Annotated in this window: 26 protein-coding genes; 7 read left to right on the plus strand and 19 right to left on the minus strand. The window is 35.1% G+C overall.

The window, feature by feature from the left end; translation table 11 throughout:
- Positions 1–2: 2 nt before the first annotated feature.
- Positions 3–3116 carry an efflux RND transporter permease subunit gene (locus AABD74_RS14805; RefSeq protein WP_406843355.1) on the plus strand — a complete coding sequence of 1038 codons (3114 nt, stop codon included), beginning with the start codon at positions 3–5 and terminating at the stop codon, positions 3114–3116.
- A gap of 126 nt (positions 3117–3242) precedes the next feature.
- Here the strand turns inward: AABD74_RS14805 and AABD74_RS14810 are convergent, their stop codons facing one another.
- The 8 genes from AABD74_RS14810 to AABD74_RS14845 form a co-directional block, all read right to left on the minus strand.
- Positions 3243–4427 carry a DUF3570 domain-containing protein gene (locus tag AABD74_RS14810; protein ID WP_406843356.1) on the minus strand — a complete coding sequence of 395 codons (1185 nt, stop codon included), beginning with the start codon at positions 4425–4427 and terminating at the stop codon, positions 3243–3245.
- 15 nt (positions 4428–4442) lie between these two features.
- Positions 4443–4670 carry a DUF4266 domain-containing protein gene (locus tag AABD74_RS14815; RefSeq protein ID WP_232678525.1) on the minus strand — a complete coding sequence of 76 codons (228 nt, stop codon included), beginning with the start codon at positions 4668–4670 and terminating at the stop codon, positions 4443–4445.
- On the minus strand, positions 4667–5560 hold the full coding sequence (locus AABD74_RS14820) for an FAD:protein FMN transferase (protein WP_406843357.1): 894 nt from the start codon (positions 5558–5560) through the stop codon (positions 4667–4669). Before AABD74_RS14820 ends, AABD74_RS14815 begins: the two co-directional genes overlap by 4 nt.
- A gap of 40 nt (positions 5561–5600) precedes the next feature.
- The gene (locus tag AABD74_RS14825) at positions 5601–6035 is read right to left on the minus strand and encodes a thioredoxin family protein (RefSeq protein WP_232678521.1); all 435 of its coding nucleotides are present in this window, start codon (positions 6033–6035) and stop codon (positions 5601–5603) included.
- Between the two features lie 111 nt (positions 6036–6146).
- Positions 6147–6836 carry a VIT family protein gene (locus tag AABD74_RS14830; protein ID WP_232678519.1) on the minus strand — a complete coding sequence of 230 codons (690 nt, stop codon included), beginning with the start codon at positions 6834–6836 and terminating at the stop codon, positions 6147–6149.
- Positions 6837–7461: 625 nt separating this feature from the next.
- Complete coding sequence (locus AABD74_RS14835; protein WP_232678515.1) at positions 7462–8445, minus strand: MlaD family protein; 984 nt, start codon at positions 8443–8445, stop codon at positions 7462–7464.
- 2 nt (positions 8446–8447) lie between these two features.
- Positions 8448–9218, minus strand: a complete 771-nt coding sequence (locus AABD74_RS14840; protein ID WP_406843358.1) for an ABC transporter ATP-binding protein — start codon at positions 9216–9218, stop codon at positions 8448–8450.
- Between the two features lie 2 nt (positions 9219–9220).
- A complete protein-coding gene (locus AABD74_RS14845) occupies positions 9221–9991 on the minus strand; it encodes an MlaE family ABC transporter permease (RefSeq protein ID WP_406843359.1) in 771 nt (256 codons plus the stop codon).
- Positions 9992–10296: 305 nt separating this feature from the next.
- On the opposite strand from AABD74_RS14845, the gene AABD74_RS14850 reads away from it, so the two are divergent.
- The 3 genes from AABD74_RS14850 (at position 10297) to AABD74_RS14860 (ending at position 12432) form a co-directional block, all read left to right on the plus strand.
- A complete protein-coding gene (locus AABD74_RS14850; RefSeq protein WP_232678508.1) occupies positions 10297–10956 on the plus strand; it encodes a BON domain-containing protein in 660 nt (219 codons plus the stop codon).
- A 22-nt stretch (positions 10957–10978) separates the two neighbouring features.
- On the plus strand, positions 10979–11650 hold the full coding sequence (locus AABD74_RS14855; protein WP_406843360.1) for a BON domain-containing protein: 672 nt from the start codon (positions 10979–10981) through the stop codon (positions 11648–11650).
- Between the two features lie 62 nt (positions 11651–11712).
- Positions 11713–12432, plus strand: coding sequence for a TIGR00730 family Rossman fold protein (locus AABD74_RS14860; protein ID WP_232678504.1), 720 nt, complete (start codon positions 11713–11715; stop codon positions 12430–12432).
- Positions 12433–12463: 31 nt separating this feature from the next.
- Here AABD74_RS14860 and AABD74_RS14865 read toward each other — a convergent pair whose 3' ends face one another.
- Positions 12464–13102 carry a hypothetical protein gene (locus AABD74_RS14865; protein ID WP_406843361.1) on the minus strand — a complete coding sequence of 213 codons (639 nt, stop codon included), beginning with the start codon at positions 13100–13102 and terminating at the stop codon, positions 12464–12466.
- 257 nt (positions 13103–13359) lie between these two features.
- On the opposite strand from AABD74_RS14865, the gene AABD74_RS14870 reads away from it, so the two are divergent.
- Positions 13360–13800 carry a hypothetical protein gene (locus tag AABD74_RS14870; protein ID WP_406843362.1) on the plus strand — a complete coding sequence of 147 codons (441 nt, stop codon included), beginning with the start codon at positions 13360–13362 and terminating at the stop codon, positions 13798–13800.
- Positions 13801–13917: 117 nt separating this feature from the next.
- Here AABD74_RS14870 and AABD74_RS14875 read toward each other — a convergent pair whose 3' ends face one another.
- The 5 genes from AABD74_RS14875 to AABD74_RS14895 form a co-directional block, all read right to left on the minus strand.
- On the minus strand, positions 13918–14751 hold the full coding sequence (locus tag AABD74_RS14875; protein ID WP_406843363.1) for a universal stress protein: 834 nt from the start codon (positions 14749–14751) through the stop codon (positions 13918–13920).
- Between the two features lie 53 nt (positions 14752–14804).
- Positions 14805–15290, minus strand: coding sequence for a hypothetical protein (locus AABD74_RS14880; protein WP_406843364.1), 486 nt, complete (start codon positions 15288–15290; stop codon positions 14805–14807).
- 51 nt (positions 15291–15341) lie between these two features.
- Positions 15342–15506, minus strand: coding sequence for a FeoB-associated Cys-rich membrane protein (locus AABD74_RS14885; protein ID WP_406843365.1), 165 nt, complete (start codon positions 15504–15506; stop codon positions 15342–15344).
- A gap of 174 nt (positions 15507–15680) precedes the next feature.
- A complete protein-coding gene (locus AABD74_RS14890; RefSeq protein WP_406843366.1) occupies positions 15681–16349 on the minus strand; it encodes a BON domain-containing protein in 669 nt (222 codons plus the stop codon).
- 51 nt (positions 16350–16400) lie between these two features.
- A complete protein-coding gene (locus tag AABD74_RS14895; RefSeq protein ID WP_232678490.1) occupies positions 16401–16913 on the minus strand; it encodes a hypothetical protein in 513 nt (170 codons plus the stop codon).
- 549 nt (positions 16914–17462) lie between these two features.
- Between AABD74_RS14895 and AABD74_RS14900 the strand changes: the two genes are divergently transcribed.
- Together AABD74_RS14900 and AABD74_RS14905 are read left to right on the plus strand one after the other, a co-directional pair.
- Positions 17463–17900, plus strand: a complete 438-nt coding sequence (locus tag AABD74_RS14900; protein WP_406843367.1) for an OsmC family protein — start codon at positions 17463–17465, stop codon at positions 17898–17900.
- 85 nt (positions 17901–17985) lie between these two features.
- A complete protein-coding gene (locus AABD74_RS14905; RefSeq protein WP_406843368.1) occupies positions 17986–20481 on the plus strand; it encodes a cation-translocating P-type ATPase in 2496 nt (831 codons plus the stop codon).
- 7 nt (positions 20482–20488) lie between these two features.
- Here AABD74_RS14905 and AABD74_RS14910 read toward each other — a convergent pair whose 3' ends face one another.
- The 5 genes from AABD74_RS14910 to AABD74_RS14930 form a co-directional block, all read right to left on the minus strand.
- Positions 20489–21844 (minus strand): MBL fold metallo-hydrolase RNA specificity domain-containing protein, encoded by a 1356-nt coding sequence (locus AABD74_RS14910; RefSeq protein WP_406843369.1) that lies wholly within the window; start codon positions 21842–21844, stop codon positions 20489–20491.
- 1 nt (position 21845) lies between these two features.
- Positions 21846–22676 (minus strand): ATP cone domain-containing protein, encoded by an 831-nt coding sequence (locus AABD74_RS14915; protein ID WP_232678482.1) that lies wholly within the window; start codon positions 22674–22676, stop codon positions 21846–21848.
- Positions 22677–22752: 76 nt separating this feature from the next.
- Positions 22753–23205 carry an Hsp20/alpha crystallin family protein gene (locus AABD74_RS14920; RefSeq protein ID WP_232678480.1) on the minus strand — a complete coding sequence of 151 codons (453 nt, stop codon included), beginning with the start codon at positions 23203–23205 and terminating at the stop codon, positions 22753–22755.
- A 118-nt stretch (positions 23206–23323) separates the two neighbouring features.
- Positions 23324–24373 carry a response regulator gene (locus AABD74_RS14925; RefSeq protein WP_232678478.1) on the minus strand — a complete coding sequence of 350 codons (1050 nt, stop codon included), beginning with the start codon at positions 24371–24373 and terminating at the stop codon, positions 23324–23326.
- Positions 24370–25557, minus strand: a complete 1188-nt coding sequence (locus tag AABD74_RS14930; protein WP_406843370.1) for an ATP-binding protein — start codon at positions 25555–25557, stop codon at positions 24370–24372. Before AABD74_RS14930 ends, AABD74_RS14925 begins: the two co-directional genes overlap by 4 nt.
- Between the last annotated feature and the right edge of the window lie 83 nt (positions 25558–25640).

Consider the following 25640-nt stretch of genomic DNA (forward strand, 5'->3'; position numbering starts at 1 on the left):
TAATGATTAAGAATTTACTCATATTCAGTCTGCGAAACCGCTGGGCTGTAATTGCTATTAGCGTTGTATTGATGGCAATAGGATTTTGGTGTTTTACACAATTAAAAATTGAGGCATATCCTGATATTGCAGACACAAATGTAATTGTAGTTGCCCAATACGAAGGCAGGGCAGCTGAAGAAGTCGAACAGCAGGTAACAGTTCCTATTGAAAGAGCTTTACAAAATACACCTAATGTTTTAGACCGCAGAAGCCGTACTATTTTTGGTTTATCTGTAGTGCAGCTTACTTTTAAAGACGGAACTGATGATTATTTTGCACGCCAGCAGGTTACAGAGCGTCTTGCAGGTGCCGAACTGCCGGAAGGTGCTGCACCGGAATTAGCACCGCTTTCTACAGCGGTAGGCGAAATTTTCAGATATGTTGTAGAAGCTCCGTCAAACTACAGTCAGGCTCAGCTAAGGGATTTACAGGATTGGGTTATAAAACCTGCTTTACTGCAGGTTCCGGGAATTGCTGATGTTACTACTTTTGGAGGGCCTTTGAAACAATTTCATATCATTACTTCTCCGGAAAAGTTGAGGAAATACAATCTTACTTTGCAAAACGTAATGGATGCGGTAAATGTAAACAATCAAAATACCGGAGGAAATATAATTGAAAGAGGCGGACAGGGTTTTGCTGTACGGGGATTAGGAGCTATTAAAACAGATCAGGATATTCAAAACATTGTTCTAAAATCGGAGAATGGCATTCCAGTTTTTGTCCGCGATGTGGCAACAGTCGAAATCACACCGCCGCCGCCAAGCGGAGTTTTGGGGTATACCGTAACCAAAGATAAAAAAGATGTAAGCAGCGGTGTTGAAGGAATTATTCTTTTAAGGAGATATGAAAATCCAAGCGAGGTTTTAAAATCATTAAAAGAGAAAATGGCCGATTTACAGGAAAATGAACTGCCGCAAGGTGTAATCCTGCGCCCAATGTATGACAGAAGTTTCCTGATTGACCACTCTTTAGAAACTGTTGCACATACTTTACTGGAAGGAATTTCGATTGTAATTATCCTGTTGATTTTATTTCTTGGCAGTGCCAGAAGTGCATTGGTTGTAGCTTTAACTATTCCATTTTCATTATTGTTTGCTTTTATTTTAATGAGGCTTACAGGGATTCCTGCCAATTTACTTTCGCTGGGAGCAATAGATTTCGGAATTATCGTAGATGGAGCCTGTCTTATGGCAGAACATCTTATTAGGAGATATCGAACAGCTACGCCTCAGGAAAGAGAAGAAGGTATCGTAAAAATTACGCTGCAGGCTGCACAAGAAGTAGGAAGAGAAATTTTCTTTTCAGTAACTATTATCATATTGGCTTATATGCCAATACTTTTAATGACAAGGGTAGAAGGTAAATTATTTTCTCCAATGGCTTTAACCCTGGCTTTTGCAGTTATAGGTTCAATGCTGGCGGCACTAACCTTTATTCCGATACTGATTTCGTTTGTCTACAGAAAAGAATTACTGGATATTGATAAGCCTATTAAAGAGCATAAAAATGCTGTATTGGATTTTTTAACGAATACGTACGAAAAAACATTATCCCGATTTTTAAATAATTATAAGAAAACCACTTTGATAGGATTTTCAGTTGTTGGGCTGTTTATTTTATGTGGAATAAAATTAGGAACTGAGTTTCTGCCAACATTAGATGAAGGATCGATTTTTTTAAGAGGGAATTTCCCTGCCGGAATTTCTATTCAGGAAAATGCGAAATACGCCCCAAGAATCAGAAAAATTATTGCTAAATATCCTCAAATATCTTATGTAATAACTCAAACGGGACGTAATGATGACGGTACTGACCCATTTCCTGCCAATAGAAATGAAATTCTTGTTGGACTTAAAGATTATAAACTGTGGAGCGACACCATTGCTAAAAAGGATTTGGTTGATATTATTAAAACTGATTTACAACAGCAAATTCCATCGGTACAGTTTTCTTCGGGACAGCCCATTATTGACCAGGTAATGGAGATTGTAAACGGCAGCGCGGCAGATCTTGCTATTTCTGTTGTTGGCGATGATTTGCAGATGATGAGAAAAAAAGCAGAGAGTATTGCGCAGATTGCCAAAAAAATCGACGGTGCTGTCAATGTAAATATTGAACAGGAGGGAGAACAGGAACAATTAGCGATAGATATTGACCGGGAACAAGCTGCCCGTTTTGGAATTAATGTTGCCGATATTCAAAATATGATTGAGGCTGCGATTGGGGGCAAAACGATTTCTACATTATATGACGGGACAAAACGTTATGACATAGTAGTTAGGTTTTTGCCGGAGTACAGAAATTCTATCGATGCCGTAAAAAATATTTTAGTGCCGTCGTCAAATGGTGCATTGATTCCGATGAGTCAATTGGCAAATATACATTTTGTAGAAGGACAAACTAATATTTATCGTTATGGAAGCAAACGTATGATTACTGTTAGAACAAACATAAAAGGAAGAGACCAGGGAAGTTTTGTAAAAGAGCTGAGACAAAAAGTTGATAAAAGTGTAACAGTACCCAAAGGATATAATATTATTTATGGCGGACAATATGAAAATCTCGAAAGAGCGGGAAAACAATTAGCTTTTACTATTCCTCTCACAATTATCATGGTCTTTTTATTCCTGTTTATGCTGTATAAAAATTTCCAGCACACCATGATAACAATGAGTTGTATATTGTTTGCTTTAGGAGGCGGCATTGTGGCTTTACTCCTTAGAGGATATTACTTTAATGTTTCTGCCGGGGTTGGTTTTGTGAGCATTTTTGGTATTTCTGTAATGGCAGGTGTATTGCTTGTATCGGCTCTCAACAGAAAAACTATATCTGAAGATGATTTGCACAACAATGTATTGACGGCGTCAAAAGAGCAATTAAGGGCATTATTGTCAATTCTTATTGTTGCTATTATAGGTCTTGTTCCTGCAGCTGTTTCGTCTGGTATTGGCTCAGATGTACAGCGGCCGCTGGCAACAGTAATTATAGGCGGATTAACCAGTACACTGTTTTTTGCACCTGTACTAATTCCTCCTTTATACCTCTGGATAAATAAAAAATATAAAGAATGAGTTGTAGATTACGTTATGCAATTGTTTGATAGATAGTCAATTTTAAGTTGTTTCTGACGAATGTTAATTAAAAATAGGCTGTTTTTAAAGAAACAGCCTATTTGCATTTATGTTAAATTTTAAAATCTATTTATATTTGATATTAATGCTGATAATATCAGAAGTCATATTAGTAGTTCTGGTATAATGTCCATAACGAATTTCTAAAGTATTCCAGTGTTTAAGACCAAAGATACCGTTTGGCGGAGTGAATTTCATTCCCATTCCAAAGAAACTGCTGTCAAACTTTGATAAATCATAGTTGCTGGTGTAATATTCATCCGCAGCCGTATGTTCTCCATAAGGTTTGAAATATTTTGTGCCAGTTTGAGTATAATATCTGTAAAATGGACTTAATGAAAAAGCCTGAGTTAATTTTACAGGAATTTCCAGGTCAGCGGTATGTGCTTTTAGGCCCCAGTCATCAGTATAATATCGGTAGTAAGCGCGGATAATAACAGCATCACCTAAAAAATAACTTGCCCTGATTCCAAGAGGTATTTTAAGTCTGCTATCGGGCATTTTTTCCTGATGCACAGTACCATCTGTAAAATATACTCTATGAAAGGGAAGACTTAAATAGCCATTCTGACTAATAACATCTCCTATAAGCATCACCTGAAGATTTTTATTTATAATCTGAGAGTAACTTAAGGTTCCTGCAAATGTATTTCTGTTTGCACTGTCATAGCCTTTACTTCCCGAAGAGCGAAGTTCAACAGGTTCAATTAGTTTGAGCTGATCGATAAACGTTTGGAATTTAGCTGTAAATTCACCGTTTTTATTTTTTGTTTTCTGCGAAAAACTTATGTTTCCACCAAAAGACTGATAATCGAATTCGGTTGATGACGAAACACCTATAGCAAAAGTTTGCCCTTTCTCTTCATTTTCTCTTAAATAAGTTAATGAGGGGTAAAATCGATTATCTGAAGAAGAAGCAGATGAATTGGCACTTAAATCAATCATATCTGATGAAGCAGAGGTATAATGATCAATTCCTGCTTCTATATCAAAGGTATGTTTAATTCCTGTTTCACCATATTTCACTAATTTAACGTCAATGGTATTGGCAATATCGGTAAGATGTTCTGAACCGCGCCCGCCGGTAACGGCAGAATTGTCACCGTCCTGTGTGTAATAACTCGAGACTAAGTTTACTTCTTCGAGTTTTAATTTTCTGCTTTTGTAACTGGTAGAATCAGTTGGGACATTTTGAGCTCTTAATTGAAACAATGCCAATAATGCAAATCCTGTTATGAATACTCTTTTCATTTTTCTTTACAAAGATTAGTTACAGCCGCAGCCGCCACCGCTTTTTCCTGAATTTGCCCCGGAAGCTCCTTCTCGGTAGGATTGGAAACTAAGTTCTGTTTTTTCAATTTTCCTGTTAGAAAGTACCATTTCAGAATCGTTGAGTTTCCCTTTCTGGTATTCTTTTACCGATGTACAGGAGGTCAGCAGTAAGACTGCAAAAGCAGTACTGCATAACAATACGAGGATTTTTTGCTTTTTCATTTTAGACGAATGTTTTTGGATGTGTAAATTTTATTGTTATCGTCAATTATAATGCAGTATAAATCAGGTATCTGATCTATCAAATACAAACCAGCTTTGATACCCATAACAGCTATGGGAGTTGCCATAGCATCTGCAAATTCAGCATTTGAAGCTATAATGGTGACACTTTTTATTCCGGTTATAGGCAGACCTGTTTTTGGGTCGATCGTATGCGAATATTTTTTTCCATTAATAGTAACGAATTTTTCATAATTTCCAGAAGTAGCTACTGCCTTATTGGATATTTCCATATAGGAGAATGCAGCATTTGGTGAGTCAGGGTCTGCTACTCCAATAGTCCATCTTTTTCCGTTTGGCTGCAGTCCCCAGGCAGAAAGATCTCCGCTGGCATTAATAATACCGCTCTGGACATTGTTTTTAATCAGGATTTTTTTTGCCATTTCGGCCGCATATCCTTTTCCAATACCTCCAAAACCAATACGCATTCCCTTTTCTTTTAGAAATACAGTTGTATTTTCTTTGTCAAGTGTAATATTTCTGTAATCAATAAGATGAACCATTTTTTTTGCTGTTTCAGCGTCCGGCAGTTCAGTCATGGCTTTATCAAAATTCCACAGGTTTTTATCAATGCTTCCGTAAGAGATATCAAAAGCTCCTTGTGTTACTTTTGAAATTCCAATACATCTTTCAATGAGATTAAAAACTTCCAGATCTACTTTTATAGGTTTAATTCCTGCATTCTCGTTAATCATATTGGTCTGGCTGTCTCCTTTGTAGGTAGTCAGAAGTTTTTCAATTCTTCTGATTTCTTCAACAGCAAGTTTAATATTCTGATTTCCAATTTTCTCATTCTCGGCTACAACTGTAATAGTGAAGTTGTTACCCATGAGTTTCAGGGACTGCGAGTATTTTTGACTTTTTGATATGTTATTTTCGGCTGTCACAGATCGCTTTTATTTCGGCTGTCCATTGTTCAGGTGATGTTTCCGGTTTTCCATGCCAGGTTTTAAGTATTTTACCCTCAGCGTCGAGAAGAAGGGTTAGAGGAAAACTTCCTTCTTTATTGTATATCTCGGCTAAATCTTCGTTACGTTTAACCTGTTCAGGAGTTCCTGAGTTTTTCTTTTTTCTTGGAAAATCAGCATTTACTAAAACTAAATTGTCATTTGCCATCTTTGTGAATTCTTGATTTTCAAGATAGTCTCTGCGCAGCATGATACAAGGCCCGCACCAGTCTGAACCGGAGAAGTTCAATAGAATTAATTCGTGCTTTTCCTTTGCGGTTTTTTTTGCATTATTAAAGTCAGGTTCCCAGTTTATAGGCAGTACTGTCAATAAAAGGAATAGTGTAATTAGTTTCATTTTGCAGTTTTGTTTTTAGACATATACGAAATAACGAATTGCTGCGGATCTTATTTTTTTGACTTGCTTAAGATTAGATTAATTTTTAAGGAGATAATTCATCCTTATTTTTTAAGCAGTCTGAACTCCAAAAATATATCCAATCAGAGCAGATACTGCCATTGCAAAAGTACCCCAAATACAGATACGTAAAACGGCTTTAAGAATATTTGATCCTCCTGCTTTGGCTGCCATAATTCCTGATAATGCTAAAAAAAGTATTGAAAAACCATATTGGTAAAATACCATATTTTTTATCGGAGCAAAAATAGCTACCAGCAGTGGAAGCAGACCTCCAATTATAAATGACATAGCCGATGCAAAAGCAGCCATTAATGGATTGGCCTGTGTGATTTCATTAATTCCGAGTTCATCTTTGGCATGGGTTTCAAGTGCATTATGGGCAGTTAATTCCATTGCGACTTGACGGGCAAGTTCTTTATTTAAACCTCTTTGAATATAAATATGCGTTAATTCGTCAAGTTCAGATTCAGGCATGTTTATTAATTCTAGTTTTTCACGATCAAGATCAGCAGTTTCAACATCTGCCTGCGAACTTACTGATACATATTCTCCTGCTGCCATAGAAAGCGCTCCTGCTGCAAGTCCGGCTATGGCCGCAAGTAAAATAGGTTCTCTTGTTACATTTGCAGCAGCAACGCTAATCGCTAAACTTGTTGTAGACAAAATTCCGTCGTTTGCTCCCAGAACAGCTGCTCTGAGCCATCCGCTTCTATTAATGTAATGATTTTCTGCCTCCATAAACATTGTTTTTACAGTTATTTAAATTTTTTCAGGATTACTGTCTGTTTTTCTTTACACCTCCCAAATTGGTCTTTAGAAATTCTCTAATTTGAAATTGTATTTTGTTTCGTGTACTTTTTTTCTATTCAGCATAATATATTTTTTTTAAATTTATTCATTTTAGTATAGATTTGTCTAAATCTAAATCTTAAATTTAAGAATTATTAAAATGGAGAAGGCTATTAAACTGCAGATCAGGAAAGAATTAAACAGCTAGCAGCAGCTCAGTGTTCTAAAGTTAAAAGGAAGCTTAATTTCTAAAGGCTATACAGAGATTATTCATATTGATGATTATAATGATGATTTTCATTTAAATTCTTTTGAGACCGCAATTGAAGATAGAAACAAAGTTTATGATTTTATTAATACATTTATAACTAAAGCTGAGCTTTTTGATACTGTAACCATCAAATGATTACCTGGAAACATAGAATGAAAATTACTATATAATGCTCTTATTTGAGAAGTAATAATATGATGATAGAGATATTTCTATATAGTTAAAAATAAATAAGGGACTTATAGATTTTTATTATTTTATGCTGCTGTAAAACTGTAGTATAGATATTGTAATAATGTATTTCTAATTGTTCTTTTCTTTATTTTTTTTATCTTGTTTCTTGAAATAACCTCTGAACAGAAAGCTTTGTTTTATAGCTTCCATGTTTTGGTTAAAATTGTGGGTGCTTTTTTCTATATTATCCAAACTTAGATTAATTTTTTTAGTTAATAGAGAATCTTTAAGTAAAGCAGGAATTGGTCCTTTGCCTTCTTGTAAACTACTGTTAAGGCCAGTGCTGAGAAGATTAATCTGGACAGATGCCTCATTAATTGATGCAGTGGTTTCTTTTAAATTTGAAAGTGTAGTCTGAAGGTCATCGGAAAAAGCTTTATTTGTGAGTAAAAGCCCTGCGGCACCCTTACCGGAATGAATATCATTAGCTATTTCCTTTAAGGTTAAAGTAAATTTCTTAGCATTTTCAGTAGTTGTGCGAATGTTTGACAATGATGCCTGAAGATTCTCTGAGAGCTCTTTTTTTTCCAAAAGGTTCAGCGTCTCACTTTGTTCCAGACGACTAGTAAGGTTCTTAAGAGACTCTGATACTATGTAGATGTTTTCATTACTTCTCGAGAGTGTTGTAAGAATCTCATCGATGCTGACAGTTTTCTCTACAAGTAAATAATCCCCATCTTTAACCATGCCTGCATTTATGCGCGCGGGCGTAATATTGAGAAGTTTATTTCCCATCAATCCATCAGTACCTATGGCAATTTTTGAGTTTACTGGAATTTTGCTTACGATCTCTTTTTTCATAAGGAGTGTAACTTCAATTGTTCTTGAATTTAAAAGTTTAATTGACTTTACAGTTCCTGCATTTACTCCTGAATATAAAACATTACTGCCTTGCTGAAGACCGTTTATATTTGAAAACCTTGCTTTTAATTGAATACCGCTGCTAAATAAACTGTTCCGGTTTCCCACATAGAATAATGAAACCACTAGCAGTATTAATCCTAGTAAAACAAAAGTTCCGAGTTTTAAATTATTTTTATCATCAGTATCCATCACTATTGAAAAAATTGTTTAATATTGGTGTCGTTCGAATTTTGGAAATCTGCGTAGGTGCCTGCTGCGTAGCAGCTGCCATCTAAGAGAAGGATTACACGATCTGCTGTTTTCTTTACACAATTCATATCATGAGAAATAATTATGGAGGTTGTATGATACTTCTTTTTTAGTTCTAAGATAAGATTTTCAATTTCTGCTGCAGTTACAGGATCAAGTCCTGAGGTAGGTTCGTCGTATAAAATTATCTTAGGTTTGAGTATTATGATTCTTGCCAAAGCTATGCGTTTGAGCATGCCTCCTGATAGTTCTGAAGGCATCATATCGATCGTGTGCAGAAGTCCCACATTTTCCAGTGCTTCACAAACAAGTTTATTAATCTGGTCCTGTGAAATATTAACCCTGTTTCTTCGTAAAGGGAATTCTAAATTTTCTCTGACGGTCATGGAGTCATAAATTGCATTGCTTTGGAAAAGGAATCCAATTTTTGTACGCATCTGATCCATTTTGTCATATTTTATTGATGTAATATCAGTTCCGGTTACAAAAATATGACCGCGCTGCGGTTTTATAAGACCTATGATGCATTTAATGAGCACGGATTTTCCGCATCCTGATTTTCCGAGAATCACTACATTTTCTTCTTCAAAGACCGTAAGATTAAGATTGACCAATACTTTATGGTTTCCAAACTGCTTGGAAAGATTCTCAATGATAATAACAGCTTTGCGGCCTTCCGGCAGATTGATACTGCCTGTTAATGAATTTTCCATAATCAGTTAAGTCCTAATATTTCTGTTATTTGTACCGCCAGTAAATCAATTATAAAAATCAAAACTGAAGCTAAAACCACTGCAGAGTTGGCTGCATTTCCAACGCCTCGTGTGCCTTTCACTGCATTATAACCTTTATAAGCACCGACAATGCCTATTACAAACCCAAAGAAATAGGTTTTTATATACGATGGGAGAATATCTGTTAATTCCAGAGAATTAAAAATTTCAGAAAAAAATAAGTGCAGACTTGTTACTCCCTGTATATTGATTCCTATAAATGCTCCAACGAGTGCTATTGCGTCAGCCATTACAATTAGAATTGGCAGCATAATGGTGCAGGCCAGAACACGTGTGGCCACAAGATATTTGAAAGGGTTGGTTCCACTTACTTCCATGGCGTCGATTTGTTCAGTAACCTTCATAGATCCTAACTCAGCTCCAATACTGCTGGCAATTTTGCCAGCAAATATCAAAGCTGCCACCACAGGTCCAATTTCTCTAATGATGGCAATTCCCACCATAATTGGCAGCCGTGATTCAACTCCATATTTCACAAGAGACGGACGAAGCTGCATAGTCAGCACCAGTCCGATTATCAGACTGGTTAATGATACAAGCGTAAAAGATTTGTATCCAATATTATAGCATTGCCGAAACAATTCCCTGGTTTCAAAAGGTTTTCTAAAGCCTATAGCAAAGTATCGGGCTGTAAACCTTGACAGGTTTCCGGTATCTTCTAAAAACTGCAGTACTGTCATTGTAAGTTTCATATGACCATGTATTTTATTTTTAGTAAAGGAAGAATTTATTGCAGAAATTAAAAATGATTGGCATCACATTTAGCTTCAGATGTGATTTAGGTACTTTTTAAAATAGAGGGATGATAGCAGTTTAAAGTACACAAATTTACTATGTTTTTTCTTGTGTTGTAATCAAAATATTTTTTATGATTCAGGTCATTTTTACGACTGATGAAGATCATTTTTTTTACTGTATTCTTTATCCAATTTTGTTTTACTGTAGGCAGTGTATTTGATGCAGTATTAAATTAGTGTACATATAAAAAAAAAGAGTCATGAAAAAAAATAATGATGTTTTAAGAAAGGAAGTCAAGGAAGCCCTTAAATGGGAACCTCTTCTGCATACTAATGAAATTGATGTCCATGTCAGTGAAGGCGCAGTTAATCTTGAAGGAACAGTAGATACTTATGCGCAGAAAAAAGAAGCTGAACATGTCGTTAAAAAAATTCCGGGAGTGAAAGATGTAGTTAATAATGTAAAAGTGGATTTATTTACTTCAGCCATTAAAAGTGATAAAGAAATTACAAATTTAGTGACTAAGGCCCTGCATGAAAACTGGGCAGTGCCCGATCATAAGATAGAAGTAACCGTTAAAGACGGCTGGGTGACACTTAAAGGAATTTTACATTGGAATTTCCAAAGAAAGGCCGCCGATAATGCCATACGCTATCTTAATGGAGTCAGAGGAGTAATTGACAAGATAAAGATAGAAGCGGAAGTAAAAAATGAAATAAAAAAAGAACTGGTTGAGAAAGCACTTCGCAGAAGCTGGCTTCTGGAAGTTGATAATATAAAAGTCAGGGTTGATGGAAAAACAATTTTTTTAAGTGGTATTGTCAGTTCGCTTTTCCAGAAAGAAGAAGCAGAGAAAATTGCATGGGATACGCCTGGGGTGTGGTTTGTAGATAATGAAATTTTGGTAGAATTTGATTAGGATAAATAAAAACAAAAAAATCATGAAAAATAATGAGGTATTACAACGGGAAATACAGGAAGCGATAAAGTTCGAACCAATGCTGCATGCGGCTGAAATTGGTGTTATTGTCAAAGAAGGGATTGTTACCCTTAATGGAACTGTGGACAATCTGGTAAAAAAAACAGAGGCACTGCATGCTGCAAAGAAAATTAAAGGAGTGGCGGCAATCGTAGATGAAATTGAAGTAAAAATTGACAGTACTTTAGTTTTTTCTGATCAGGATATTGCAGCAAAGATTGTAAAAAAGTTAAAAGAAAATCTAATTGTTCCTCAAAATACAATTAGTCTGACTGTCGAGAGAGGAAGTGTAACAGCAGAGGGGATAGTACCATGGAATTTTCAAAGGGAAACAGCTCTGGATATAATTAGAAATCAGGCTGGAGTAAGGGATGTTACCAATAACATAAAACTTAAGAGGGAACTCTATGATCAGGCAGAAAAGGAAATACTTGAAAAAGCACTCCGCAGACATTGGGCTTTTGATATGGATGAAATAGATATTCAGGTTGCCGGTGCAACCGTTCAGCTTTCAGGTACGGTCGGCTCAATTTTTCAGAAGGAAGAAGCGGAGAGAATTGCCTATAAAACTCCAGGGGTAATAAAAGTTGTTAATCATTTAAAAGTGGATCTTGAACAGCCATATTTGTGTTAAAATCAGATAAAAAAATGAAAAACAGATTAAGCGGATAATTAGCAGGATTTAAATTAAGGATTATGATAAATCAAAATGAAAAGGCAGAAATTAAGTTTTTAGAAGGTCCTCAGTCAAGATTTGCGGAACTGAAATTTATAGCGTCTACTTTATTGGAATTGATAAGATGTTTTAGGAAACTTTATTCGATAGGTCCTTGTATTACTTTTTTTGGATCAGCACGTTTTAGTGAAGACCATCCTTATTATGAATTTGCAAGGAAAGCAGCGGGAGAATATGCAAAGCTTGGTTTTACGATTATGACAGGCGGAGGGCCCGGTTTAATGGAAGCTGCGAATCGTGGAGCCAAAGAAGCCGGAGGAAAATCTGTAGGCTGTAACATAAAGCTTCCAATTGATCAAAATCTCAATTCTTATCTTGATAAGTGGGTACAGGTAAAACATTTTTTTGTACGCAAGATACTTTTAGTTAAATATTCTTTCGCCTTTATAGTAATGCCGGGAGGTTTTGGAACAATGGATGAGTATTTTGAATCTCTGACACTTATGCAAACAGGAAAGATTAGAAATTTTCCGATAATCATATTTAATACCCCATATCATAAAGCACTCATTGAACACATAAATTCAATGAAACAGCAAGGAACTATTAATGAATTGGATTTAAAGCTTTTTATGGTTACTGATGATATTGAGCAAGCAAGACTTTTTATTATCGAACACAGTATTAAGCGTTACGGACTCAAACCAAAATTTCAATTTGAAAATGAAGGATGTTTTTAGTGTTTTGTAGATTCTATATTATAAATGAATTTTATTTATTAAGATCTCTGATTACATTTTTTGCCAGCATATCTTTTATTATTAATTTCCCATATTGATGGGCAAGACTAGAAATGCCAGAAGGGTTGAAGGACTCAGTACAAACTGAATAAAGCAGTTTTTGATCGGATAAACTGTATAGATTACTTTCCCAGAAATAAGATGTATTGTCAATATAGTAGCCTTCCTCATAAATTTTGCCATAAACAGCGGCATAGTAAGGGTAAAAACCGCTATGGCGATATTGATTTGATATGTCGTACATACTGGCTGGAGCATGGTATTTTTCTTTATCGCGGCGAAGCAGAACAATAGTCAATACTGCACTTACATTTTCCTGCTGAAGTTTACTCAATATCAGTTTTTCATCCTGACCGTTAAGTGTATTTAAGCCGTACAACTCAATAGAGCATACTGCGTTATAACCTAGATTGCATAAATCATCGGCCATGTGATTCTCCAATTTTTTTCGCAGTTCTTTATCAGAACCTTTTGTTAATGCAGTCACGATGATTTTTCCTTTTTCAAGATCCACCATTTGTGCTGATTTGTATGTACTAATGATGCTTGTGCTTGAGCACTGAATCATTAAAAGAGATGACATTACGATAATATATACACTTGTTTTCATTTTGACTCTTATTAAAATTCATAGTAAAATTATAGTTATCACTTTGAAGGAAATATGACCAGAATCATCTTTCAAGTAGTAGTTTGTTTTTTTTAAGTATCTACTTTGAGTACATGTTAAATAATCGATGAGAGATACCATTTTATAGAGTTTAATATGGCATAAATTTTTCAGTTTAGATCAATATTTTGGGAACATTTTTTAGTAAAAACAATCAATACGTAAAGGGTAAAACTAATATTTTAAATCATAACAGTATGAAGACAAAATTGAGCATAATGGGCATGATCGCTGCACTGATATATTCGTGCCAGGATAAAACAGGCGTTAATTCGAATGAAGATAAAATTAATCAAGATTTGGTTCAGGCTGCAGATATTGAGCGTCAAACACTTAGAGAATGGTTCTCTTTTAATAGAGAGGCTGACAGCGTAATTGCCTCGGCAGATTCAATTATTAAACGTGAGATTGAAAACCACGATAGGAGAGGAAGAACTAAAAATAATATTGTAATTACGCAGTATCATTTAGAGAGATTGAAAAAGAAAGTTAAGTATATTAAAGATTATGAAGTCAGTACAGAACATTTTGATGAAAATGTAAGCCATACATTAGATTCATTAAAAGTCGATTATCTTCAGGAAAAATTAAAACTTGAAGCGGCTTTATGTGAATTTAATGTATACGAATTGCCGTAAACTGAACCAGACGTAGTAATTGTCAGCATGTAAAGAAGTGAGAATTAAAAAAAACAGACATTACATCTTTAAAATAAAGACTGGCAGGTTCGTATTGGATTGAGTCTGCCTGCTTTTTTATTCTTTTCTATAGACCAGCATAGGTGTTCTGGTATCAAAACCTTTTTCAGCAGTTTTGACAGACTGCAAGAGCTGTTCAAACCAAGTACGGTCTTCTTTTGTAAACATTATTATAATAGATGGTTTTGTAATTATAATATCAATTTGAAGATTTTTTAGTAATGAATTTTCAGTGGAAAGCTTTTTAAAATAAAAGGTAATTTTCTCAGATTGAAATTTACGTTCAATGTCATTTAGTTTGTTTTTTATCTGCTTTTCATTGCTAAAATAATCATAGTGATAGACTGATATTGCGGCGTCAAATAAAGCTGAGAACTTTTTAACCAACTGAATTTCATGCGGAAAGTTTTCAATGTCAGATGGATACAATATCGATTTTAAGGGTTTTACACGGTAATATCGGGGCACTACAAAAATTGGAACCGGAGATTCGCTTAAAATTCGGGACGCATGGCTGCCCAGTAATTTATTGATTAGTCCGCCTCCACGGGTGCCAATACATATATAATCGGCTTTAATTTTTGCGGCACAGTCAATAACAGCGCTGCTTACATCGAGTCTGCTCTCTGTAATAAAATTAATTTTACCGGGGACTTTTCCAGTTTGTTTATAAAGAGTATTTACAAATTTTATAAGTTCTTTTTGCTGTACTTTATTATCCGTTGGAGGTATATCGACAAAGGTAACGGCCGCGTATGGATCTATTATAAATGAGGTATCTGCATGGTAGAAAGTCAATTCATAAGAAGCCTGAGAAGCAAGCTGTATAGCAAAACGCACCGCTGTCTTTGAGTTATCAGATAAGTCTGTTGTAACAAGAATTTTTTTCATGGTTATAAAATTTTAAGATATGAAAATAAGGTGATGTAAAAGAGGAAATTAATTTACTGCTGCTGTTCAGGAAATTCCATTTCGTTTAAATATTTGTTAATTTTTTTCCATTCTTTGTTATTAATCTCTGCGGTATCTATGTCTGTTGTCCAGTCAAATGCAGGAAATAATTTAAGCCGGTTTACAATACGTTTTTTATAACCAAATGAAAAACGATCGCCTCTCATTTGGAATTCTATAGTTTTATCAGGGTTTTTTATATTTTGATACAAAACGTTCTGTGTTTTCCAGTCTCCGCCCCAAGTCAGGAAAGAGTTAATGAAACATAATATTGCAACAATGAATGCAGTAATGAATCTGGACTTTGAATTTTTGAGTTTACCCCAAAATGAACCAATTATAAAAACGAAAGTAAGGACAGCCGTATAGAGTATTATAAAATGTACAATAGAATTATTAATATACAATGCAGTATACCGGTTGAGCAATACCAGAGCTGTTGTAATTAAGAAAAGAATATAAATTGCAATTGTTTTCATGGGCTGAATTATTTTAAATTATCATAATAAACTGTTGAGTTAAATTAATTTTCATTTTAAATCATGTACCTCAGATTCCTCTTCATAATGATGTGAAGACTTGTTTAAATCTTCTTCAAATTTCTTTTTGTCTTTTATATTGCGTATGACTACAAAAATCATCGCTGACAATACGATCAATCCTGTAAAGGATAATATAATCCAACTTGGTTCCATAATACTAAATTTTTAAAATTTGTTTTTGTGATCTGCAGATTTAATTTTAAGTCAAATTAATCTTTGCTTGTTTTTTGTTGAATCTGTGAGCCTTTTTTTTCTGAAAGTACCATATAGATTCCTTCTGTAGTTTGCAGCAGAGCAAAAAGAAAAGGAATTAATAGAAGAACTTTACTATACAATAGGAGTATATTTATGCTCCACAACGAGCTGGTTGTCTACAGACCAAATACCAGGTGTTTTCCAAGCTGTTTTTTCGGCCAGATCTTTTTGGTACAGTGAGGAAACTACTCCTGTTAAAGTTACTTTTGTACCGTCTACACGAACCAGAATGTCTTGTGAACGAAGTGTCCAGTTATTTTTTAAGGCTCTTTCAACATCTTTTTTCTCAATTTCATTTTGTATTTCAGATTTGATTTTGATGTGGTTGGTCACCCCTTTGACACCTGGCAGATATGCAATAGCGTTGTTTGCTGCCTCTTTTTGATAATTCCAGGTAACATGGCCTTCAAGTGTAATCCATCCGTCTTCTACTTTTACTTTTAAATTTTCGTTTGGAACTGACCAGCAGTCAATTAGTGCTTTTAGAACATCATTTGCAATATCATTATCCGATTTTGTGTTACTGGAATATCTTACGTCAATTTCCTCTACAACTGCTTTTACACCATCTACATTTTTAGCAGCACTCTCTGCTTCGATTTTTTTGAAATAAGCATCTACGGTTCCCATAAGGGTTACTATACCATTTTTAGCAGTTACTCCAATTTCTGCAGCATGAAGCTGTGGTTCCCATTTAATGGCATTTTGCACATCTCTTTGTAATTCTTCATCAGTTTTCATTTTACTTTAATTTAAGACAGTTAATTAATAAAGTTTTTTGATCTATTTTTATTAGTTTTCCAGCAGTACTTGATTTTCTTTCTCAGAAAGTGAGTTCTCTTTTGGAAGATGTATGTGAAGAATGGCCTGTATTTTTTCAATTTTGTCAGCAGGCAGCTCAGCACAAAGCATAAATTTATGAGCTCTGATTTCGGTTTTATACTCGATGTTCTTATTTTTTGAAAATGCAATAGCAATCAGTGGAATTACAGCTCCTATAAGTATTGCTATACAAGCATATATAATAGGCATTTTAATATTAGGCATGCCAACTCCAAGATCAAAAAAGAATAAAGAGCCAAATATCATTGAGGTTAAGCCTACTGCAAATAATCCGATGGAACTCCATTTTTCCATTTGATCGTAAATACTGTAATACCCCAGAACATTCTGTTCGGTATAACAATCCGTGCCTATCAGCGATAGTTTTGTAATATCATAACCTCGTCTTTTAAGCTTTATTATTGCATCTTCTGCCTGTTGCTGAGTTTGAAAATGCGCTACAAATAATTTATGATTTTTCATGGCCGGTTATTTATTATTTTCTTTAGTGTTAATATGATGAAATTTAGAATTTATATCTGTGAGTTCTGTTTGGTAAAATTGCATTAAAACTCTAAAGAAGGAAATGATGCTTATCATTTGTTAAAATGATTTTAGACATATTTAAGTACTCTGCGGCAAAGGTCCGGATAATGAAATAACACTGATCAAAAGCTTTTTAGCATGATTATAAAAAATATTGTATAAATGCAGTTTTTTGGGAACATTAAAGAATTACAGTAACTTGAATTAAATAGTAATTTTGTTTAACTGCATAGGTTGTAAACACTAAATACTATGATTTGTTAATTGTTTTTTTGAAGTTAGCATAAAATACAGTAGTCAAATCAAAATGATATTGATCAGGTTTTACTTTTAGAAAACTTCAGGTAATGTGATGAATATCATATAGTTTTATTCAGTAAATAATTAATTTAGCACAATACTTATTTCTTATAAAGTATATGTTTCATAAATTAATCTTCTTTATTAAAAATGTACTTTCTGTATTAAATCATATTAAAAATCATTATGGAAACTTCACAGGAATATCAGGTAGATCTTCACTGGAAAGAGGATGAAAATGCAGAAGTGAGTTCACTGCTTTTTAAGGATAAGATCCAGATAGCGGCCCACTACTGTCTTAGCCATGTAAATAATGATATCTGGTCTGCAGAGCATTTGTTTATTGCCTCTGTTGCCAGCTCCTATATGACGGCATTTTTAAGAACAGCAAAAAATAAGGGGATTAATTATAAAAGCTACAAAAGCAGCATTAGAGCATCCGTTGCAATATCTGATAAAGTTTCTGAAATAACAGATATCCTGATAAGACCTACTATTGTAATTATTGAAAGGAGTCAGATCAATAAAACCTTAAAGATTTTTTCATTGTGCAGAGAACACAGCCTGGTATTAAATTCTTTAAAGATCAGGATACATATATTTCCTTCGGTTGTCGTACAATAGAAACTGATATGCTTTAGGGATAGTTTTTTAAGAAACTGTTTTGTGTTTTTGAATTGTTTTAGATTAATTTTTATTTAACAATATTATGAATATAAAGGAACAGGAATTAAGAGGATTAAGTCTCGATGAAGTTGCTGAGAGCAGAAAAAAAAATGGCTTGAACAAGTTAGAGTATAAAAAAGAGAATAGAGTCTATTCCTTTTTAAAAAGCATTTTTTCAGAACCAATGATTCTTTTACTGTTTCTTGCCTCAGGGATTTACTATAGTAATAAACAGTATAGTGATGCTGTATTTCTTACTGTTTCGATTTTATTTATTGCCGCCATATCGATTTATCAGGATAGAAGAAGTCGAAATGCATTAGCAGCACTGCAGGAGTTTGTACAGCCTTTGTATCAAGTCATCCGTCAGGGAAAGCATCAAAAGATAATGACTCAGGATATTGTGAAAGGTGATACAATTATTGTTGAAGAAGGCAGTTTAGTGCCGGCAGATGGTGTAATAATGCGTTCCAATGATTTTTCAGTAAATGAGTCTATATTAACTGGTGAGTCTATGGCTGTTTTCAAGGATTCAGAAATAGAAGATAATAAAGTATTTTCAGGTACTACAGTTGCCAGCGGACTTGCTATTGTGAAGGTATCAGATATTGGTGTCCAGACCAGATTAGGCAAAATAGGAACCAGTCTTGAAGGTGTTAAAAAAGAGAAAACACCCTTGGAACTTCAAATTGGCAGTTTTGTAAAAAAAATGGTTTTAGCAGGCGCTCTTGTATTTATTTTGGTATGGATTATCAACTATTCAAAAATAGGCAGTATTGAGAAAAGTCTTTTAATGGCCCTTACTTTAGCGATGAGCATACTGCCTGAGGAGATTCCGGTTGCTTTCACAACTTTTATGGCTTTGGGAGCACAAAGACTGATGAAAATGGGTATTGTCGTGAAACAGATGAAAACTGTTGAAACATTAGGCAGTGCTACGGTTATCTGTACCGATAAAACAGGGACAATTACCCAGAATAAAATGGAACTCGCAAAACTTTGGATTCCTTTGGGATTGGAGCTGTCTCCAGAAGTTTTTTCTAATTTAATAAAGGCACGTGAACTCATAACAACCGCAATGTGGGCAAGTGAACCAATAGCTTTTGATCCTATGGAAGTTACACTGCATAATGCTTATAAAAAAATCGCTGGCCAAGATTTAAGAACGGATTTTAAAATGGTTCATGAATATCCCTTGTCAGGAAAGCCGCCTATGATGACACACGTTTTTGAAGATCAGTACGGCAGCCGAATTATTGCGTCAAAAGGAGCACCTGAAGCGATTTTGGAAGTCTGTCATCTTTCATCTTCTGAATATAAAATAATAACCGCTGCGCTTGATACTCTAACGAGCAGAGGCTACAGGGTTCTCGGCGTAGCAAAGGCTGACCTGGAGGGCAGCGAATATCCTAAAACACAGCAGGAAATTCGATTTATTTTCGAAGGTTTAATTGCTTTTTATGACCCTCCAAAAGATAATATTGAACAGGTGCTGAAATCTTTTTACAAGGCAGGAATAGCAGTTAAGATTATTACCGGAGATAATGCCAGAACTACAGCATCAATTGCTCAGGAGATAGGTTTTCAGGGCTTTGATAAAACTATTACAGGAGAGAAACTTATGGAAATGACGGATTCAGACCTGCAAGCTATAGTAATGGATATTAATGTTTTCAGCCGTATGTTTCCCGATGCTAAATTAAGAATTGTTAATGCTTTAAAAGCTAACGGACAAATTGTTGCTATGACAGGAGACGGTGTCAATGACGGCCCATCACTAAAAGCGGCACATATTGGTATTGCAATGGGGAAAAAGGGAACTGCAATAGCAAAAAATGCGGCTTCGCTTATCCTTGTTGAGGATGATCTTTCAAAAATGGTAGAAGCAGTTGCTGCGGGAAGGAAAATTTATGTCAATCTGAAAAAAGCGATACGTTATATTATATCGATACATATTCCTATTATTCTCATTATTTTTATTCCGCTGGCTTTAGGCTGGCTTTATCCTAATATCCTAAGCCCTTTGCACGTTATTCTGCTTGAACTTGTGATGGGGCCGACTTGTTCAATATTATATGAGAACGAACCAGCCGAGAATGATATTATGCAAAAACCACCAAGATCTTTACAAGCAGCTTTTTTTAATGCAAAAGAAATTATGATCAGTTTGTTTCAGGGGATTATGATAACTCTGGGAGTTTTACTGGTATATCAATGGTCAGTATACGGTAATTTAGGAGAAGCTGCCACCAGAAGCATGGTTTTTTTAACTTTAATCACGGCCAATGTTTTACTTACTCTTGTCAACAGATCTTTTCATTATTCCTTATTGGTAACGCTGCGATATAAAAATGCCATGGTTGCTATTATAATTAGTATTACAATACTATTGGTTATTCTGCTGTTTGCCATACCATTTTTACGATCTTTGTTTGATTTTGAATTAATCTCATTTTTTCAATCGGCTGTCTGTTTAACTATAGGTACTTTGTCGGTATTATGGTTTGAGGGAGTAAAATATCTTAGAAAAGGAGATTAACTAAAATTTAAATTTCTATCTCACTGCCCATTAAAGCGGCACTGCAGTTATATCCATATTGGTCTTTAATTTTAATTCGCAGTTCATCTGCCGGCTGATTCTCGCCATGAACCAAATAAATGAATTTGGGAGCATTTTTAAGATCTGAGAGCCAGTTTACAAGACCTTTCTGGTCTGCATGAGCAGATAATCCTTCTATCTGTACAATTTTGGCTTTAACTGTGTAGTAATTTCCATATATTTTTATTTCATCTGCTCCCTCCAGGAGTTTTCTCCCGCGTGTTCCTTCGGCTTGATAACCGACAATTATAACTGTAGTTTTTTCCATACTTATATAATGCTCAAAGTATGATAAAACACGGCCGCCTGTAGCCATACCGCTTGCTGCTAAAATGACTTTTGGCTGGGGATCCTCAATAATTCGGATAGTCTGCTGAAATTCAGAAACTATTTTAAACATGCTGCACATTTGATGACAGTCATCGCTGGAGAGTTTATGCCATTTCAGATTTTCCTGAAAGATATTAAGCACACCTGCCCCCATAGGAGTATCCAGGATATAAGGCACATTTGGAATCCGGCCTTCTTTTTTAAGCTCCCATAAGAGATACATTATGGACTGGACGCGTTCTACAGCAAATCCGGGAATGATTACCGTTCCTTTGAGATTTATTGTGTCATTGATAAATTTTTCAAGTTCTTTCTTTGGGTCAAGATCAGGATGAAGACGATTACCATAGGTACTCTCTAAAAAGAGATAATCTGCCTGAGAAGGTTTTTGCGGTGCAAACATCAATACATCATCATCACGTCCTATATCGCCAGAGAAAACCAGTGTTTTTCCTTCCAGATTTAACGTAATGCTGCAGGCACCGATTATATGTCCTGCATTTGAAAAAACCGCGGTAATTTCATTGGCTATAACTACTGATTCATTTGTATAAATGACTTTAAAAAAAGGAAAAACACACTCTGCCTGCTGTACAGTATAGAGAGGTTCTGCTGGTGTATGTTTTGAATAATGCTCTCTATTGGCCCTGTCGGCTTCTTCCTGCTGTATTTTGGCGCTGTCCATCAGAACAAGCTCAGCGACGGCTTTTGTAGGACCTGTACAGTATATTTTTCCTTTAAATCCCTGATCTATCAGCCTTGGCAGCCAGCCGCAGTGGTCTAAATGACCATGGGTAAGCAGTACGCAGTCAATCGTGGAAGCCAGGACAGGCAAAGGTTCCCAGTTGAGTTCCCGAAGTACTTTAAGACCCTGAAAAAGACCACAGTCTACTAAAATTCTTACCCCATTACTTTCTATGAGGGTTTTTGAACCTGTCACGGTTCCGGCACCTCCTATAAATTTTATTTTCATTTTAAATAAAGTTACAAATTTGTGAAGCCTCTTTTAATACATTTCTGATCCTGTTTTCACTTAGTCCAATTTTAGAAAGGCTTTTTGAATCATTAATAATGTCTTTGACGAGAATCTGATCCAAAATAAGCAGTTTTTCTTTCTCAACCATAGAAAGAGTTGTCAAACAGGTTACAGGGTAAAGTCTCCCTTTGTCTATTTTGTTTTTGATGCTGTTGTCTTTAGGGTAGTCCCAGCTTAAAAGACCAATTCCGGAGCAGACTGCAAAAGTCTCAGCATCTTTTGTAAAACGGTTGTTGGTTACTATGATACAGGAACTGAAAGTTTCTTTATTGGAAAAAACAATATGTTCCCGGATTTTAAGATCATTAAAACGCGAAAGGATATACATGGGGACTTTTACATCTGAGGAACTTTCTCTGCTGCTGTGAAACTTACATTCAATCATCCACACCGTATTTTCTTTTTTAAGTGCAACGTCAATTTCATGGGACACACATTTACCCTGAAGTGTTAAGTTTGTTTTGGTATCAAACCCTTCTGTTTCATATAATCTGGAAATGAATTTTTCAAAGAAAAAACCATGCGGACCTAGAAGCTGTAATGCATAGCGCAGATTGTACCTCGCTGCATGCCCGTTTGAAGCTTTTTTTAAGATTGCAAAAGCCAGTTTGTATATTTCTTTTGTAGTGATACCTTCATAGATCTGGTTTTCTATAAGCTGTAAAGACTGCTCTATCAAGTCAGGGGCAGCGCCGGATTTTTGGAGGGAAAGCTTTAATTTTTGTTTGTCAAAAGGTACAATATGCCCTGAGTGTTTAATAACTTTCATAACAAGGGGTTTGGTTTTGAACTGATCTAAGATTATAAAATGCAGGATGTCCATGAAGACATCCTGCATTTTATAATCAGCTTATTGTAATCTGTTGTACCGGTTTAGCAGGACTGCTTTTCTTTTTAGGAAGGGTCAGTTTTAATACCCCGTTTTTATATTTGGCATCAATTTTATCTGCTGCTATATTTTCAGGGAGAACAAAAGAACGGCTGAAGGAGCTAAAGGAGAATTCTTTTTTTCTAAAGTTTTTATCTTCTTCTTCAGATTCCTCTTCTTTTTCGGCACTAATTTGTAAAATGCCATTTTTTATTTCGGCCTTAAAATCTTTACTGGTAAGACCAGGTGCTGCGATTTCAATTTCAAAATCAGCACTGTTTTCAATTACATTTGCGTGAGGTATGAATGCCCCTTTTTGATTAGTAAAGGCAAAAAATGGAGGGAATTCAAGAAAACGATCAGTAAAAAAATCTTCAAAAATGCTCGGGTGTGAGCTGTTTTTTTTCTTTGTTGTAACAAGTGTCGTCATCGTTTAAAAAATTTAAGTTAAACATTTCTAAAATGAATTACCCAAAAATACAACGTATCACCTGTCAAAAGAATGAGAAAAATCACTTGATAAAGTGATATAGATCATAAATGAAAAATCAGTTTTTAATTTTACTGAGTTTATCTAAATTAAGAATATGGATTGTGCTGGCTGTTTTTTCAATTAATCCTTCTTCCTTAAAATCGGTCAGAGTGCGGCTAACTGTTTCAGGAGACGTACCGGAGAAAGCTGCCAGATCATCCCGGCTGAACTTGATAGTGAAGCCGTCAGGGCTGTGCTGCTGAAATAAATGTACGATTCCCTGGGCTATTCTTTTTCTTACCGACATATAGGCAATTTGCAGAAGGCGGGATTCTTTATCCTTCATATCATTGGAAAGGATTTTAATAAATTTGGTTCCTATATCCGGATAGAGAAACAGCAGTTTGTCGAGCTGTTCAATGGGCAGGAAACTTAATTCTGTATCTTCAAGAGCAATTGTAGTATCATTATAAGTATCATTTGAAAATAAAATACTGATATCCAGATAATCATTTTCTTTATAAATACCTGTAATAAGCTCGCGGCCTTCTTCGGTAAGCTTTACAGTTTTAACTTTTCCGCTTATGATATAATAAATACCTGTCACACGATCACCCTCATAATGAATGCATTGATTTTTTTTATACTTTCTCGAACTCCTCTCAAGCATAATTTCTTTAAGTTTCGAAAGTCCGTCTTCTTTGGAAATAATTGTATTGAGGTTTTCGGCACTCTGTCCATAGAAAAGCTGTTGTGCTTCTTTTTTTTTGAGTCTCGTTTCAATAGCCCTCAAAAGTTCCAAGTCGTCAAAAGGTTTGGTAAGGTAGTCATCAACCCCCAGTTCCATACCTTTTCGAATATCAGCTCTTTCCGCTTTGGCGGTTAAAAATATAATAGGTGCAGCCTGCGTCTGGGGATTTTTATGTAGAATATGTACTACGCCATAACCATCAAGTTCGGGCATCATGATATCGCACAGTACAATATCAGGAATGGTTTTAAGAGCAAGTTCAACTCCTTTTTTGCCATTTTCAGCGGCAAAAACTTCATAGCCTGAAAGTTCCAGTATTTCGACAATATTTTCTCTTATACTATCGCTATCTTCAATAATAAGCACTTTATTCATAAACGCGGCAGTTCAATAGTAAACAAGGTTCCTTTATTTGCAGCACTTTTAAACGATATAGTGCCGTTCATAATTTTTACATAGCGTGAAACAATATGAAGCCCCAAACCGGTACCGGGAATAGTTCCTGTATTATGAGCCCTGAAAAAGGCTTCAAATAAATGCTCATGTTCTTCCTCTGGTATCCCTATACCATTATCTTTGATATTAATGGTTATCTTATCACTGTCAAGAGTAGTCCAAAGCTCAATTTCTGTCTCTTCACCTGAATACTTGATGGCATTAGACATAAGATTGATGATACAATTTTTAAGAAGATTTTTATCTAGTTTTACCAGTGCAATTTCGCTATTTGGGATATTGATTATTTTCTGTTTTTTTTTGGTAAGAAGTTTCAGTTCACCTATGATTTCTTTTATAAAAGCCTGAAGGTCAAAACAGGATATCTGGAGGGTTATTTTATTGGCTTCTGCTTTTTCAAGAAGAAGGAAATCATCCAGTATAACAGTTAAATTGGCAACAGCACTTTTTATTTTTCGTATATGGGCATCAATCTTTGGGGTGTTTAACTCTTCTGCATAACGTTGAATTAAGGACGAAGAAAGCTGGATAGTACTCAGTGGTGTTCTAAACTCGTGAGAAGCCATTGATAAAAGCCTGCTTTTGATTTGATGCAGTTCTTTTTCTTTCTCCAGCGTGGTGCTTACTTCCTCTTTAGCATTTGTTAAGGCCTCTATAGTTTCGTTTAAGGTTAAAGTCCGGTCTTTTACAAGCTCTTCCAAATGCTGGGTATACTGCATTAATCGGGTTTCTGCTTCTTTTTGGTGGCTCAGATCATGTATAAAACCTGCAAAAATTCTTTTATTTTCAAATTTTACTTCGCTTACTCCAAGTCTGAAAGGAAATATATTGCCGTCTTTTTTTCGTCCTAAAACATCTCTTCCATAACCAATAATATGAGGAACTCCTGAAGACTTGTAACTTTCCAGATAGGAATTATGTTTTTCCCTGTCGGGAGAGGGCATAAGTATCGAGATATTTTTCCCGATAACATCATTGGGTGCATATAAAAAAAGCCGGCATGCCGAAGGATTTATCGTCTCTACAATACCTTTGTCATTAATTGTAATGATCCCGTCTATTGCATTTTCAATTATAGCATTTAACAACGCCTGGTTTTTCATATACCATTCGAATTACATAGTAACAAATATCGTTAAATGTTTTTGAATATCAATGAACGGACTTATTAAATATTCATTTTGAG

It is taken from the genome of Flavobacterium soyae, from assembly GCF_045348165.1.
Taxonomy (GTDB): domain Bacteria; phylum Bacteroidota; class Bacteroidia; order Flavobacteriales; family Flavobacteriaceae; genus Flavobacterium; species Flavobacterium soyae.